Origin of the sequence: Rhodanobacter umsongensis (assembly GCF_042654965.1) — a bacterium.
Taxonomy (GTDB): domain Bacteria; phylum Pseudomonadota; class Gammaproteobacteria; order Xanthomonadales; family Rhodanobacteraceae; genus Rhodanobacter; species Rhodanobacter umsongensis.
This window is the reverse complement of record NZ_JBHSMK010000009.1, coordinates 248,159-262,962: the sequence shown is the minus strand read 5'-3', so window position 1 is coordinate 262,962 and position 14,804 is coordinate 248,159. Positions and strand designations below refer to the sequence as shown.

Below are 14,804 nucleotides of genomic sequence, written 5' to 3'. Positions count from 1 at the left end.
GCGCTCAGTGGCGCATCAGTACCGGAATCATGGCTTTTTCCAGAACCTCCCTCGTGGCTCCGCCCAGGATCCATTCGCGGAGCCGGGCATGGCCGTAGCCACCCATCACCAGCAGATCGGCCTGGACATCGCCTGCGGCATGGAGCAGATCGCCGCCGATCGCTTCGCCGCGATCGGACAGCACATGAGTCTCCGCGATGACACCATGGCGTTGCAGGTAACCCGTCAGTTCAAACCCCGGCAGCCATTGATCCATGGGGGAAGCCCGATTTCCGCCCCGATTGAGTATGACCACCTTCGCACGGATCAGCATCGGCAGCGCCGCGTGCACGGCTCTCAGCGCTTCGGCCGAACCGTTCCAGGCGATCGCTATGCGATTGAGAACCGGTGGCTTGTCGTGCATCTCCGGCGGCACGATCAGGCAGGGTGCGCCGCCGCATCCCAGCACGATGTCGCCAATGGCCGACGACGAACCCCAGGCCAGGCTGGAGGTACGTCCGAGCACCAGCAGGTCGTGCCAGTTGCCGATCAGCTTCATGCTGTGCGGTACATCGCCATCGGCGACCTGCCAGAAAGCGTCGGTCACGCCCAGTTCGCGCGCGAGCGCCAGGAACGAGGCTTCGGCCGCGGAGGCGTCGCCCATGAGCTGGCGCGCCTCCTCGATCGATTCCAGCACAAGGTCCGGTGCGTCGTACACCGACATCGTGACGTCGGGCGACGGGCAGACGCAGACGCCCGTCACGCTTGCGCCGAACGCAGCCGCCAGGCGGATCGCATATTCCACATGCGGGAACCAGGCCTTGAAGCTTTCGGAGTAGACGACAATGTCTTTCATGGCGTATCCCCGGCGTTTCGTGGCGACTGCTCCGCATCGGCGTGCTCGCCGGAGAATCCGAGTGTCGACAGGCCTTCTTCCAGGAAATCGCTCGCCATCGACATGCCAAGCAGGTAGTCAGCCGTCCGTGCGTTGTGCGCCTCGGCGGCTTCCTCGCGAATCGACCGCCAGTCGGTTGCCGAATTGTTGTCGCGGCCGAGCCACGCCAACGCCACCAGATCGACTTGCTGATCCTCCGGCAAATCGTCGATGACCGTGTGAAGTTCCTGCAGCACGGTCGAGCTCCGGTATTCGTTCTCCTGCTCGCGCAGCACGTCGACATCCTCCGACTCCAGCGGGGAGGGATCCTCCGCCGGTTCGGCGAGCATGTCCCTGCTGTCGTACTCGCGAAGTTTGTCGATGATGAAGTGGACGATGTCGACCGGTATCGACAATGCCGGTTCGGGCGTGTCCATCGGTGGCTCGGCAACGGGCGGGGTCATGGGACTCTTCCGATTCAGGCGGCCAGGTCTGCCGTGACTTTCGGGTAGCCGACCGTCTGGACGAAGGTGATGAATTGCCTGTCAGCCAGGTTCAGGACCCGCGCCAACTTCTCCGAGTCGAACGCGCCGCGGAACACCGTGCCCAGGCCTTCGGATGCGCAAAACAGATAGACATTCTGTCCGATGAAGGCGGCATCGACCGAGGCGTACAGTCGCCGATCCTCGGTGACCACGTCCTGCATCCGCTCGCCGTGCGCCACGTAGACAAGCTCCACGGGAGCTTCGCTGACAAAATCCTGCAGCCCGGTCGTCGCCCGGATATCCGTGGCCAGATAAGGCAACAGCTCATGCTGCCCCGGGGCGTAGATCCACACGCCGTCGGCCATCGCCACATATACGTCGATGACCATGACATGTCGCCAGTAGGGTGCCGTGCGATCACCCGTTTCCGCCCGGTTGATGCCGAATGCCGCCCACAACAGGTCCGACAGCAATCGGACCGGCAGCGCACGGCTGTCGTATTCCCGCGTGGAATGCCGCAACCGCAGGGCATCGATCAGCGGCAGCCCGCCATGCGTCCGCACGGGTGGCAGTGCGCGCGCCTGCGAGAACGGTGATGCCGTATCCGGGGTTGCGCCGACCGCGCTGGCAGGTGTCACGCCTTTGTCGATCTTTTGCTTGAGTGCCATGGCCCTGACTCCCGGTGCTCGGCCGCGCCTCGCATCAACCCACTCGGATTCGCGGAAACGCAAGGGATGTTTACTACCCCATGCGACCGCACTTGTTGATGTGGCTCAATATCCCGCGCCGGGCAGTGGCGCCCGCGACCGGCTGCAGGCACGGTCCATAGACGGCGTGGTCCTTCCGGCTGCACGGGGTCTGCATCAGCGGCTGCCCCATTGATGAAGATCAAGTCGACCGATGTCGAAGCGGCGTAAACGAAGAACGCCACCTATTGCCGGGCCGGCCATCCATGTCCGCTCAAACCACAGGCTTCGAAACATTTCCCCGGCCGCGTCTCGAAGCGGGCCACTTGCGCCGACTCGGCATCGATACCGGGCATGAGCTTGTCGTCTACCTCAACAAGGACTCGCCGATCTGCCGCAGCGAGGGTTTCGGCGCGCATTCCCGCCTTGAGCTGCGCGTGGGCACGCAGCGGGTGCTGGCGACGCTGAATATCGTGCAGGACGGCTTGCTGGGCGCGGACGAGGCGGGGCTGTCCGAGTCGGCATGGCTCGCCTTGCAGCCTGGCCCCGACGAGCGCGTGATCATCGCCCATCCGCCCAGCGTGGATTCGCTGGCTTCGGTGCGGGCGAAGATCTATGGCAGGGAGCTGGATGGGCCCGCACTGCACGGGATCATCCAGGACATCGTCGGAAATCGGTATTCCTCCATCGAAATGGCCGCGTTCATCACCGCCGCCGGCGGCGATCGCCTCAGCCTCGGGGAAGTCGTCGCGCTGACGAAGGCCATGGTGCAGACCGGCGCGCAACTGCGCTGGCGGCAGCCGCTGGTGGTCGACAAGCACTGCATCGGCGGGCTCGCCGGCAACCGCACCACGCCCATCGTGGTGGCGATCGCGGCCGAACTGGGCCTCACGATACCCAAGACGTCCTCGCGTGCGATCACCTCGGCGGCGGGTACCGCCGACACCATGGCGATGCTGGCGCCCGTCGACCTGGACGAAGCGCAGATACGCCGCGTCGTGGAAACCTGCGGCGGCTGCATCGCCTGGGGCGGTGCCATGAACCTGGCTCCCGCCGACGAGAGGCTGATCCGCATCGAGCGCGCACTGGACATCGACAGTGCCGGCCAGCTGGTGGCGTCCGTGCTGTCGAAGAAGATCGCTGCGGGCTCCACCCATGTGGTGATCGACGTGCCGGTCGGGCCGACCGCCAAGGTGCGCGATCACGCGGAGGCGGAGTCGCTGGCCGCGTTGCTGCAGCAGGTCGCGGCCGCGTTCGGCCTGCAGCTGCGCGTGCTGCTCAGCGACGGCAGCCAGCCCGTGGGGCGGGGCATCGGCCCCGCGTTGGAAGCGCACGACGTGCTGGCGGTGCTGCGCAACGAACCTCATGCACCGCCCGACCTGCGCGCCCATGCCCTGGCTATCGCCGCCGCCGTACTGGAGCTGGCCGGCGTTGCGGGTGCCGATGCATCGCTGGCGATGGCGACCACCTGCCTGGAGACGGGCAGGGCATGGCAGCGCTTCCAATCCATCTGCGCCGCGCAGGGTGGCATGCGCACGCCGGGGAAAGCGGCCTACCAGCAAGCTGTTCCGGCCGCGCAGCCGGGACGCGTGACGGCGATCGACAACCGCCGCCTGTCCCGCGTCGCCAAGCTGGCCGGCGCGCCTGCCGCGCCGCTGGCCGGGCTGACGCTGGATGCGCATCTCGGCGAGACGGTGGCGGCCGGGCAGGCGCTTTTCACGCTCCACGCGCAAAGTCCCGGCGAGCTGGCTTACGCCATGGAATACGTCTCTCGCCATCCCTGCATCGTCTGCGTCGAGGCATCCGCATGAACACCCTTGATGGGAGCACGCTCTACGCCATGCCCGGCAACGAGGCCTTTGCCGAATTGCTGTCGCTGCACACGGGTTGTCAACGCCGACAGCTGCTGCTGCACCCCTTCCCGGACGGCGAGACGCTGGTGCAGATGGCGGCACCGGCTCCGGGTGGCGACGCCGTGATCGTGTGCACGCTGGATCGCCCGGATCCCAAGGCGCTGCCGCTGATGATGGCGGCAGCGACCGCGCGCGAACTGGGTGCCGCGCGCGTGGGTCTGGTCGCGCCTTACCTGGCCTACATGCGCCAGGACGCGCGCTTCCATCCCGGCGAAGCCATGTCCGCCAGAATTTTCGGCGACTGGCTGGGTCGCACCTTCGACTGGCTGGTCACGGTGGCCCCGCATCTGCATCGCCACGCGACGCTTGCCGAGGTGTATCCGCGCGCTTCGCAAGTCGTGCATGCGGCGGCGCAGCTGGCCGTCTGGATCGATGCCCATGTGAGACTGCCGCTGATCATCGGGCCGGATCGCGAAAGCACGCAGTGGGTGACCGCGGTGTCCAACCTTCTGTGCGCACCGGTCGTGGTGGCGCGCAAGGAGCGTCATGGCGATCGCGAGGTGGACATCTCCCTGCCGGAAATCGACAACTGGCGTGACCACACGCCGGTCCTGCTCGACGATATCGTCGCCAGCGGCGCGACCATGATCCAGACGCTGCGCTGCCTGCGCGGACGAACCTCATCGCCACCCGTCTGCGTGGTCGTGCATGGCCTGTTCGCCGGTGAAGCGCTCGAAGCCATGCGGGCCGAGGGAGCCGGGCTGATTGTCACCAGCAACAGCGTCGTCACCGGCACGTCGCAGATCGATATCAGCAAGCCGGTCGCCGAGGCGATGGTCAGCCTGTGTGCGACCGGCACCGCCGCGGCAGGCAGCGCGACACCGGCCTGAGCAGGGCCCATCGCTCCGGAAGCACACGTGAATCTGTTGCCTACTCGTAACGCAAGGCTTCGATCGGATTGAGGCGGGCGGCTTTTCGCGCCGGGTAGTAACCGAAGAAGATGCCGACCGCCGCCGAGAACACGAAGCCGCCGAGTACCGCGGCGGGAGACAACAGCGTCGGCCAGTGGGCCACGACCGAGATCAGTTCCGAAATCGTGATGCCCGCGACGATGCCGGCGCAGCCTCCGGTGACGCTGAGAAACACGGCTTCGACCAGAAACTGCAACAGCACGTGCAGGCGCCGGGCACCCACCGCCATGCGCAGGCCGATCTCCCGTGTCCGCTCGGTGACCGACACCAGCAGGATGTTCATGATGCCGATGCCTCCGACCACCAGCGAGATGGAGGCCACCGTCGCCAGCAGCAGGGCCATGACGTGGCTGCTGCTCTCCGCGGTCTGCTGGATCTGGCTCAGATTGCGCACGGCGAAATCGTTGACGTCGCCCGGATGGATGCGATGCCGGCGAACGAGTGTCGCGGTGACCTGGCCAAGCGCGTTCTGTACCAGCGCCTGGTTGGCCGCCTGGACGTAGATCTGGTTGACGTAGCCGGTGAGACGCGGCGTGATTGCATAGGGATTCGTCGGCGGCGGGAAATAGGGATCCCCCGAGCCGGCTGTCGAATTCGGCGCTGCCACGCCCAGGACTTTGCGTTCCGCCGTGATGAACGGAATCATCAGTACATCGTCCTGATCCTGGCCGAAGGAACTCTGCCCCTTGGCGGCGAGAAGGCCGACCACGCGCACCGGTACGCCCTTGACCAGGATCATGGCGCCCACGGGGTTCTCGACGTCGTCGAACAACTGGTGGCGGACGGTCGCACCGAGCAGCGCCACCATGGCCGCACCATCCTGTTCGCCCTGGGTGAATGCGTGCCCCGCGGCGATTTTCCAATTCGCCACCGAGGGGTAATCGGCGGAAACGCCCTGGAGGCTGGTGTTCCAGTTCCTGTCGCCGTATTGGACCTGGCCAACCTGGCGGATCAGATAAGCCACCGCGCCGACGGCGCCATCTTCGCGCCGGATCGCCATGGCATCGGACACGGTGAGCGTCGATGCGCTGCCAAAGCCGGCGCGTACGCCATTGGCCGTGACCGCGCCTGGCACGACCACCAGCATGTTCGTGCCCAGGTTCGCGATCTGTTTCCTCACCGCCTCGTTGGCGCCCTGGCCCACCGCCACCATCGCGATCAGAGCGGCCACGCCGATGAAGACGCCAAGCATGGTCAGTGCCGAGCGCAGCCGGTTGCGCCAGATCGCCTGCGCCGCTGCAGCGACGATCATCCGGGCAAAGCCGGTGCTCCATAACGTGCCACTGGCCGCGCTGCTCCGGGCGACGACATTGCGGGCGGGTAGCAGGCCGGCGGGTTCGTCCGCTCCCGCCACACGCCCGGTGGGCCGGTCGGAGACGATCCGACCGTCGCGCATCGTGATGACCCGATCGGTGAAGCCGGCGATGTCCGCTTCGTGCGTCACCACCACGACGGTGACGCCATGCTCGCGGTTGAGCGTCCGCAGCGTCTGCATGATCTCGTGCGAGGTGCGCGTGTCGAGGTTGCCGGTCGGCTCGTCGGCCAGCAGCAGGCCCGGCTCATTGATCAACGCCCGTGCGATCGCCACCCGTTGCTGCTGGCCACCCGACAATTGGCCGGGGCTGTTGCGTTCCCGTTCGCCCAGTCCGAGGTCATGCAGCATCTGCCGCGCGCGGGCCATGCGCTCGGCGTGCCTGGCCGCTCCCGCACCGGCATAGAACAACGGCAGGGCGACGTTTTCGACCGCGCTGGTGCGTGGCAGCAGGTTGAAACTCTGAAAGACGAAGCCGATGCGATCGCCGCGGATCTGCGCGAGCGCGGGTTCGGCGAGACCGGCGACATCGACGCCTTCGAAGAGATAGCGCCCGCCAGTCGGCTGGTCCAGGCAGCCAAGCAGGTTCATCAACGTCGACTTGCCCGAGCCGGAAGCGCCCACGATGGCGATGAACTCGCCCCGGTTGATGTTCAGGGAGATATCGTCCAGCGCGCGCACCTCGGTATCGCCTGTGCGATAGATGCGGCTGACATGCTGCACGGCGATGACGGACTCGGCCATGGTCGTGGTGGCGTTCATCAGGGGCTGAAACGCGGCGGCGAGCCGGCAGCCGCACGGGGTGGGCTGCGCTGCTCGCCGACAATGACCGCGTCGCCCGGCTTCAGGTCGCCGCCCAGCACCTCGGTGAAGCTGTCGTCGTCGAGACCGAGCATGACCTGGGTCGACACGGGATGCCCATTGACCAGCTTCCACACGCGCTGGGGCTTGCCGGCGCCGCCTTCTTCGGCAGGAGCGGGCGGCGCCAGGTTGCCGGGTACGAAGCGCAGCGCCTGGTCGGGGACGCGCAGCACATGCGTTCGCGCATCGGTGATGATGCGCACCGTCGCCGTCATGCCGGGCTTGAGCAGCAGCGCGGAGTTGTCGATGCCGAGCACCACATCGTAGGTGACGATGTTCTGCACCGTTTGCGGCGCCTGCCGCACCTGCACCACCGTGGCCGCGAACGTCCGGTCCGGAAAACTTTCCACGCTGAAGCTGGCCTTGTTGCCTTCCCTGATCGAGCTGATATCGCTTTCGCTGACATTGGCATCGACCTGCATCCGCGTCAGGTCGGTCGCGATCAGGAACAGGGTCGGCGTCTGGAAGCTCGCCGCCACGGTCTGGCCGATGGTGACGTTGCGGGAAACCACCGTGCCGTCGACGGGGGAGGTGATGTCGGTATAGCCGAGATTGATTTCGGCGGTATGCAGCGAGGCTGCGCGGGCGGCGATCGCCGCCCGATCCAGGGTGATCTGTGCACTGGCCCCGTCGAGCGCGCTGCGGGCCGCGTCAAGGGCGTCCTTCGAGATGTAACCGAGCTTCACCAGTGAGGTGTCGCGCGTGTAAGTGACGTTCGCGTAGGTCCGCGCGGCCTCGTCCTTGATCAGCTGCGCCCTGGCGTTGGCCAGCTCGGCACGGGCCGTATCCACGGCGGCTTGATATGGGCGGGGATCGATCTTCGCGCAGACCTGGCCTTTCCTCACCCGGGTGTTGAAATCGCAATGGAGCTCCCGGATGACGCCGGAGACATACGAGCCGACGATGATGGTCAGGACCGGATTGACGCCGCCCGTGGCGGTGACGGTCCTGGTCACCGAACCGGTCGTGACGGGCGCGGTGACATAACTCACGGTGGACGATGGCGAGAGCATCCGGTAGGCGAGGCCGGCAGCCAATACGAGCAAGGCACACACCGCTGCCACGAGCCAGCGCCGTCGATGTTTCGACGGCGGCGCGCTCGCCGATGGCGTCTTGGTCATCGCGCCCTGACCCGCCGGCGGGCTGGAGGAATCGTTGTCCATGGTGTTGCGTGACCTTCAGGACCTTGGACGCAACATTCCCCCTAATGCGCCTGACGTTCTTGATCTTCGTCAGCTGGCCGTCTTTCTTGTATCCGGACCGGTTGGAAATGCGCCCGCCAGACCTCGTTGCGATCAGGCAGCGGCCGGCCACCGCACCAGTTGACCAGGATCAAGTTCATCCGGGATTGGCGCGGGTAGTTTCCGGCACAGCGCAACGTGCCTGTAACGCATGATTTCGCTGAGGCCACCCAACCATTGAGGAGAATGCAGATGATTCGTCAAGGCGCCATGTTGCTGGCTCTTGCAACGCTTGGGTTCGCTGCGCTGCCTTCGCATCCCGTGCACGCGCAGGCTGCCGATCTCGGATGCACGATGAAATTCTCGTTGACCGAATGGTCCGTCATCTTCAAGCGGGCTCAAGGCAAGGGCGTGATCACCTGCGAGAACGGCGCTTCGAGAAATGTGGAAATTTCTGCCGTGGGCGCCGGCGCTACCGTCGGCAAATTCAAGATCGACAACGGCACCGGAAAGTTCACGCATGTCCACACGCTCGATGATGTACTCGGCAGCTATGTGGCTGGACAGGCACACATGGGGGTCGTCAAGTCAGGCACAGTCCAGCTGATGACCAAGGGCAAGGTTTCACTTGCACTGGCCGGTGCCGGCGAAGGCATCAACCTGGGCGTGGATCTGAGCAAATTCACGATCAAGGCGGCAAAGTAGCCATCACGTCGGACGTTTCGGTCGTGTTCTCCTGAATGAGGCTTTCTCCGTTTCCGGGACGCACCGCGTTGCGCGGACGGTGCGGACGGCTTGCCGCTGTTCCTTGGCTGCAGCGAGGGAGCATGCTCTTGCATACCGGTGCCGGCCATTTGAGCGCATGCGAGGCGCGAGCCGGACTCCTGCGGGCTGTCCTGACGCGTTGCTCATCGATCGCATGAAGCTCAGTGTGCGCGGAACGGTCAGCGCGCGGGTTGGCGAAGCGGCGCCGGCGGCGCAAGGCCGGCCAAATCCGCCGGCGGAGTGCCGTTGCCCTTGGAAGCGGACGCGACACCGGCCGCATTGTCGTCGGAGGTGCCCGTTCCCCCTGCCGCATCCTCGACGATTTTCACCAGGCGCTCGCCGGAAATGGTTTCATCATGCAGCAGCACGTCGGCGGCGCTTTCGAGCGCGGCGCGCTCCCTGGCAAGGATGGTACGTGCCTGCAGGAATGCCGTGTCGATCAGTTCGCGCACGGCCTTGTCGATGGCGGCGGCGGTCTGCTCGCCATATGTGCGTGGGGTCCACGCATCGGTTGGCGTACCAAGCAGGGTCGGCATGTTGTTGCCATAGCTGACCTGACCCAGCTCCGGCACCATGCCATACAGAAGCACCATGCTGCGCGCGATGGCGGTCGCCTTGGCAAGGTCGTCGGCGGCGCCGGTGGAGATCTCGCCAAGCGCCAGCGACTCGGCCGCCCGTCCGCCCAGCAGCACCGTCATCTTGTCGGCCAGTTCGGTGCGCGACATCAGGAAGCGGTCTTCGGTGGGGCGTTGAATGGTGTAGCCGAGTGCGGCGACGCCGCGCGGGATGATCGACACCTTCTGCACCTTGGCGCCGGGCAGGGCCAGTGCGACCAGCGCGTGGCCCAGTTCGTGGTACGCCACGGCGCGGCGCTCCGCGGCATTCAACACCCGGCTCTTTTTTTCCAGGCCCGCGATGATGCGCTCGATCGCCTCGGTCAGGTCGCGGCTCTGGACCGTGTTCGCGCCACGCCGCGTGGCCAGCAGAGCCGCTTCGTTGACCAGGTTGGCCAGGTCGGCCCCGGTAAAACCGATGGTGATCGCGGCGATATCGGCCAGTGCCACCGTCGGATCGAGCTTCACCTTGCGCGTGTGGATGGCGAGTATCGCCAGGCGGCCGGATTTATCCGGGCGATCGACCAGGATCTGGCGATCGAAGCGCCCGGCCCTGAGCAGGGCAGGGTCGAGGATTTCCGGTCGATTGGTGGCAGCCAGCAGCACCACGCCGCTGCTGACGTCGAAGCCGTCGAGTTCGGTCAGCAGTTGGTTGAGCGTCTGCTCTTTCTCGTCCTGGCCGCCGCTGATCGGTGCGGCGCCGCGCGCGCGCCCCAGCGCGTCCAGCTCGTCGATGAAAATGATGCAGGGTGCCTGGGCGCGCGCCCGCTCGAACAGGTCGCGCACGCGCGCGGCGCCGACGCCGACGAACAGCTCCACGAATTCCGAGCCGCTGATGGAAAAGAACGGAACCCCCGCTTCGCCCGCGACGGCACGCGCCAGCAAGGTCTTGCCGGTGCCGGGTGGTCCGACCAGCAGGATGCCCTTGGGGATATGTGCACCCAGCCGACCGTAATCCTGCGGATTCTTGAGGAATAGGATGACTTCCTTGAGCTCCTCCTTCGCCTCGTCCACGCCAGCCACGTCGGCGAAGCTGGTATGGATCGAACGCTCCACGAAGATCTTGGCCTTGTTGCGCCCGATCGCCAGCATGCCGTGTTCGCCGCGACCTTCCAGGACACGTTGCGACAGGAACATCCACAACATGGCGAGGCCGACAAAGGGAAAGGTCCATCTCAGGATGTTTTCGAGCGGGCCCGGCGGCGGTTCCTGATGAAAGTTCACCCTGGCGGCGGCCAGCTCCCGGGCGATGTCGGGGGCGACGCGCACCGTGCTGAAGTAGCGCGTGCGGCCGTTCCTGTCGGGTGTGCGGTAGCTTCCTTCCAGGGAAGTATCCGACACGGTGACGTCCGCGATCTCGCCCGCCTTCAGCGCACTTTCGAACTGGCTGTAGGAAATGCTCTGAACCTGATTGCGGGGGGCGACATAGTTCTCGACGGCGATGGTCGCCGCCACCATCAGCAGCGCATACCAGATCCACTTCCTGTAGGGCGATGGAGGTTTCGTTGCCATGGTCAGGGCACCGGGTACATGGGCGGTCGCGGCGATGGATGGCGATGGCAGCCAACCTTAGATGCGCAGTTGGTGCTCCTGCGTCTGCTCGTCCGCGATGGCTGCATTCATTTCGCGCAGGAGCACGCCCAGGGCCAGGTAGACATCATCCGCCGCCACCAGGCCTGTCAGCACGCCGTATGCGTTGACCAACGGCAATCGACGGATCGCCTTCGTGCGCATGATGGAGATGATCTCGAGCAGATGGTGATCCTTGCCACAGGTCAATGCGGGAGCGCTCATGATGTCGCCGACGACAAGCGAAGCTGCCGGGACGTCGGCGGCGACTACGCTCATCACAATGTCCCGGTCGGTCACGATGCCGACCGGGATGCGTTCGCCGTCGGGTTTCTCGATAACCACCAGCGCGCCTGCGTGGCGCGTGCGCATGAGTTTGGCCGCGTCCGTTACCGATGCACTTGCATGGATGCAGGCGACATCGAGAGTGCAGATATCGGATGCGCGCATGTCTGTCTGCTCCCTTGCTGATCCGTCGACGACCTGTTTGAAAGGGTGCCACGGGGTAGGTATTCAGGATCGCTCCACAAGCTCAACCGAGGCGCCCGCCGCCATGGCGGCGCCGGCTGCGGACCTGCGGATCCGATGGGTTTCATTTGGCGACTCGCAACGGGTGCGGATGTTGACGGAGATCAAATCGATCAAAGTCTCTGGCCGTCGAGCGAGCCGTGGAGCGCAAGCTGTCCGGCTCGATCGGCTTGCCGACAATGGCTTCCTTTCGGGTTTGGGCGAAGGGCGAGCGAAACATCGCTCATGCGGCGGTGGGCATCTCCGGACGCGCCTCGCCTGCGTCGGGTTCGCCGCAATGCTCGAGGATGGATGTGCGGGTTGCTGCCGCCAGCCGCAACGCTTCGCTCCAAGGGTCGGTCGCCGTGTCGGGGTATGCCGCCGCGGCGATCGTGACGGTGACAGCGCCCGGCTGCGGCAGCCGTTCGTCGCCGCGAAGGATCGTGCGCGTTCCCTTCAGGGCCACGGGCACGACGGGCATGTCCGCTTCAACGGCCGCGACAAACGCGCCCAGGCGGAAGTGCACCAGGCCCGGCATGTGCCTGAAGGTGCCTTCCGGAAAGAACAGCACATCGCGGGTGCTGGCCCGCACCTGCTGCACGGCCTGCGCATACGGGTCGGATCGGGCCACGAACATCACGCCGAGGCGGTTCAATGCCCAGCCCAGCACCGGCTGTGTGGCCAATTCCTGTTTCACAATGAACGTCACCGGCCTTGGCAGGGCGCACATCAACACCAGCGCATCGACATAGCTGGCGTGGTTGCAGACGAAGACGCAAGGGCGGCTGGGCGGCGCTTCGAGCTGGTTCACTCGGATCCGGATGCCGGTTGCCGCGGCCAGCATCCGCAGCAGCTGGCGCGACACGCTCCAACGCTTTGCATGAGACAAGGGCAACGCCATGCAAAGCAGTGTCGGGGCGGTCGCGATGCCGAGAACAAGCCATGCGTACGCGGCGTAGGCCAGCGTGCCGGCACGGCGGGCCGCGCGCAGCAGCCGATCGCGCTGGGAGCGGGCCGCGACGGCCAACAGACGCCACCGGTCGGGCGTATCCAGGCGGCCGGTTTCGAACGCGGACCGGCATGCCGAACGGCGCAATTTCCCGCTCGACGTTTTCAATATCGTACCGGGCGCCGCCAGTACGACATCGTCGGCCGGCGCCCCCGCGCACGCCTGCACCGCCGCGTTGACGGCCTGCTGCAGTGCCTGGCGTTGCGCCGGATCCGTCGCGCGGGTTTCGGCAACGACGACCAGGCGTTCGGTGCCCTGGCTGTGGGTGCCGAACGCCGCCACGCGGCCGCGTCGTACGCCCCGTACGTCGCCTACTGCCTGCTCGATGCCTTGCGGATGCAGGTGCTGGCCCGCGCGGATGATCACGTCCTTCACGCGGCCGGTGAGATACAGCTCGCCTTCCGAAAGGAAACCCAGGTCACCGGTATCCCGCCAGCCGTCGTGGAGAAGCTGTCGGGTAAGCGATGGGTTGCGGAAATAGCCGGCGGTGGCCGAAGGGCCTTGAAACTGGATGCGCCCTTGCCGGCCATCGGGCAAGGCGTGGTCGTATTCGTCGACGATGCGCAGCTCGTGCTCGGGCAAGGGCGCTCCGCAGGACACGAATCGCAGCGATGGCTCGCCGGGGTCGTCGGTGGCGACGGCATCGCCACTGCGAAGGAAACGATCTTGGCGAATGCGCAATACGCGGACGCCGCGCCCGGGCGGCGGAAAGGTGAGGCCCAGGCTGTTCTCGGCCAGGCCGTACACCGGAAGCAGCGCGCCCGGCGACAGGCCGAAGCGGGCGAAGCGGGCGATGAAGCGCTCCATGGTTTCCGGAAACACCGGCTCCGCGCCGCAGAAGCAGATGCGCAGGCAGCGGAGGTCCAGCTCCCCTAGCGTGTCTTCCTCGACCCGGTGCAGGCACAGTTCGCAGGCGAAGTTCGGTGCCGCCGACAAGGTGGCCCGGAAGCGGTGGATGGCGCGCAGCCATTGCTCGGGGTGCAGCAGGAACGCCTGCGGCGGCATCAGGATCAGCGGGATGCCGAAATACAGGCTGCCCAGCCATGCGCCGATCAGGCCCATGTCGTGGTAAAGCGGCAGCCAGCTGACGAAGGTGTCCGTTGCCGATGCGCCGACCAGACGGCCCATGATGCGGATATTGGCGAGCAGGTTGTCATGGGTGAGCATCACGCCTTTCGGGTCGGCGGTGCTGCCTGAGGTGTACTGCAACAGGGCCAGGTCGTCGCCACGGTGCGGTACCGGTTCGGGTTGCCCGTGCGCCTCCCGCAACGAGGCGACCGTCAGCAGACGTCCCACGCTGCCGGCGAGTGCGCCGATCGCATGGCGATGCTCGAAAAGGACGGGCGCGACCAGCATCAGGCGCGCACCGCAGTTGCGCAGGATGCCGGTCTGGCGCCGCCAGTATTCGCCCAGTTCGCTGGGTCGCAGTGGCGGATACAACGGCACCGGCACGCCACCGGCCAGCATGACCCCGAAGAAGGCGATCAGCAGGTCGGGATGGGTCGGAAACATCAAGGCCACCGGGTCGCCGGCGCGCAAGCCGGCTTGCTGCAACCCGCAGGCCGTTTCGTTCGCTGCCGCGTATAGCTCGGCGTAGCTCAGCTCGACACCGTCGCCGTCGCCGTCGCCGCCGGCAAAATGCACATGCATCCGGTCCGGGTGTCGCCGGGCATGCCATGCCAGTACCTCCGGCAGCGTGTTGGCGCCGTCGGGCGTTGCAAGAGGTTCCTGCCGCGCCGATGCAAGCGCGGTGTCCACGTCGATGGAAGCCGGCTGGGCGGAAGAGGCGGCAAGAGCACGCAACAGATCGGCGGGTGTCTGCGCCTCCATGGCAAGCCGTTCGGGGATCGTGACGTGCAGACGCTTCTCCAGGCGCGCGAGCAATTCCATGCGCGAGAGGCTGTCCAGGCCCAGGTCGCGGTCCAGCCGCGCGTCGATCCTCACGACAGGCGGGTGCGTTTCCTGCGGGCGCAATTCATGCAGCAGTCCGGCGATCTCTTCGGACACGATATGGCTTGGTGAAAGCGGCGCATCAATCATCGCGACCTCGATGAGGGGGTCGAGCGTCGCAGGAGCGCTCGCAGGCCACGGCCCATGAATAGGGCGCCGGGCCGATCTTCGTATTGACTTGGCTCAAC

General features: G+C 66.1%; 11 protein-coding genes. 3 read left to right on the top strand and 8 right to left on the bottom strand.

Annotation, left to right across the window (positions count from 1 at the left end; all coding sequences use genetic code 11):
• Positions 1 to 4 precede the first annotated feature (4 nt).
• The 3 genes from ACFPME_RS13840 to ACFPME_RS13830 are packed head-to-tail and all read right to left on the bottom strand — an operon-like array spanning position 5 to position 2,069.
• Positions 5 to 784, bottom strand: a complete 780-nt coding sequence (locus ACFPME_RS13840) for a universal stress protein (protein ID WP_377306238.1) — start codon at positions 782 to 784, stop codon at positions 5 to 7.
• Positions 785 to 831: 47 nt separating this feature from the next.
• Positions 832 to 1,317 carry a DUF3775 domain-containing protein gene (locus ACFPME_RS13835; RefSeq protein ID WP_377306237.1) on the bottom strand — a complete coding sequence of 162 codons (486 nt, stop codon included), beginning with the start codon at positions 1,315 to 1,317 and terminating at the stop codon, positions 832 to 834.
• Between the two features lie 14 nt (positions 1,318 to 1,331).
• The gene (locus ACFPME_RS13830) at positions 1,332 to 2,069 is read right to left on the bottom strand and encodes a nitroreductase family protein (RefSeq protein WP_377306236.1); all 738 of its coding nucleotides are present in this window, start codon (positions 2,067 to 2,069) and stop codon (positions 1,332 to 1,334) included.
• A 281-nt stretch (positions 2,070 to 2,350) separates the two neighbouring features.
• Here ACFPME_RS13830 and ACFPME_RS13825 point away from each other — a divergent pair, with 281 nt between their 5' ends.
• Together ACFPME_RS13825 and ACFPME_RS13820 are read left to right on the top strand one after the other, a co-directional pair.
• On the top strand, positions 2,351 to 3,835 hold the full coding sequence (locus ACFPME_RS13825; protein ID WP_377306235.1) for a thymidine phosphorylase family protein: 1,485 nt from the start codon (positions 2,351 to 2,353) through the stop codon (positions 3,833 to 3,835).
• Positions 3,832 to 4,767 (top strand): ribose-phosphate diphosphokinase, encoded by a 936-nt coding sequence (locus tag ACFPME_RS13820; RefSeq protein ID WP_377306234.1) that lies wholly within the window; start codon positions 3,832 to 3,834, stop codon positions 4,765 to 4,767. The genes ACFPME_RS13825 and ACFPME_RS13820 overlap by 4 nt, the downstream gene beginning before the upstream one ends.
• A gap of 40 nt (positions 4,768 to 4,807) precedes the next feature.
• Here ACFPME_RS13820 and ACFPME_RS13815 read toward each other — a convergent pair whose 3' ends face one another.
• The gene (locus ACFPME_RS13815; protein ID WP_377306233.1) at positions 4,808 to 6,922 is read right to left on the bottom strand and encodes an ABC transporter permease; all 2,115 of its coding nucleotides are present in this window, start codon (positions 6,920 to 6,922) and stop codon (positions 4,808 to 4,810) included.
• Entirely contained in the window at positions 6,922 to 8,184 is a 1,263-nt protein-coding gene (locus tag ACFPME_RS13810; RefSeq protein WP_377306232.1) for an efflux RND transporter periplasmic adaptor subunit, read from the bottom strand. Before ACFPME_RS13810 ends, ACFPME_RS13815 begins: the two co-directional genes overlap by 1 nt.
• Before the next feature lie 270 nt (positions 8,185 to 8,454).
• Between ACFPME_RS13810 and ACFPME_RS13805 the strand changes: the two genes are divergently transcribed.
• Positions 8,455 to 8,907: a hypothetical protein gene (locus tag ACFPME_RS13805; protein WP_377306231.1), complete on the top strand. Its 453-nt coding sequence runs from the start codon at positions 8,455 to 8,457 to the stop codon at positions 8,905 to 8,907.
• 239 nt (positions 8,908 to 9,146) lie between these two features.
• Here the strand turns inward: ACFPME_RS13805 and ftsH are convergent, their stop codons facing one another.
• From ftsH to ACFPME_RS13790, 3 genes are all read right to left on the bottom strand, one after another.
• The gene (gene ftsH / locus ACFPME_RS13800; protein WP_377306230.1) at positions 9,147 to 11,093 is read right to left on the bottom strand and encodes an ATP-dependent zinc metalloprotease FtsH; all 1,947 of its coding nucleotides are present in this window, start codon (positions 11,091 to 11,093) and stop codon (positions 9,147 to 9,149) included.
• Positions 11,094 to 11,150: 57 nt separating this feature from the next.
• A complete protein-coding gene (locus ACFPME_RS13795) occupies positions 11,151 to 11,600 on the bottom strand; it encodes a CBS domain-containing protein (RefSeq protein ID WP_377306229.1) in 450 nt (149 codons plus the stop codon).
• A 301-nt stretch (positions 11,601 to 11,901) separates the two neighbouring features.
• A complete protein-coding gene (locus ACFPME_RS13790) occupies positions 11,902 to 14,673 on the bottom strand; it encodes an AMP-binding protein (protein WP_377306228.1) in 2,772 nt (923 codons plus the stop codon).
• Between the last annotated feature and the right edge of the window lie 131 nt (positions 14,674 to 14,804).

Bases quoted from the DNA above. Each gene is read 5' to 3' on its own strand.
- ACFPME_RS13835 (WP_377306237.1), bottom strand. From the start codon at position 1,317: ATGACCCCGCCCGTTGCCGAGCCACCGATGGACACGCCCGAACCGGCA.
- ACFPME_RS13820 (WP_377306234.1), top strand. From the start codon at position 3,832: ATGAACACCCTTGATGGGAGCACGCTCTACGCCATGCCCGGCAACGAG.
- ACFPME_RS13815 (WP_377306233.1), bottom strand. From the start codon at position 6,922: ATGAACGCCACCACGACCATGGCCGAGTCCGTCATCGCCGTGCAGCAT.
- ACFPME_RS13810 (WP_377306232.1), bottom strand. From the start codon at position 8,184: ATGGACAACGATTCCTCCAGCCCGCCGGCGGGTCAGGGCGCGATGACC.
- ACFPME_RS13805 (WP_377306231.1), top strand. From the start codon at position 8,455: ATGATTCGTCAAGGCGCCATGTTGCTGGCTCTTGCAACGCTTGGGTTC.
- ftsH (WP_377306230.1), bottom strand. From the start codon at position 11,093: ATGGCAACGAAACCTCCATCGCCCTACAGGAAGTGGATCTGGTATGCG.
- ACFPME_RS13795 (WP_377306229.1), bottom strand. From the start codon at position 11,600: ATGCGCGCATCCGATATCTGCACTCTCGATGTCGCCTGCATCCATGCA.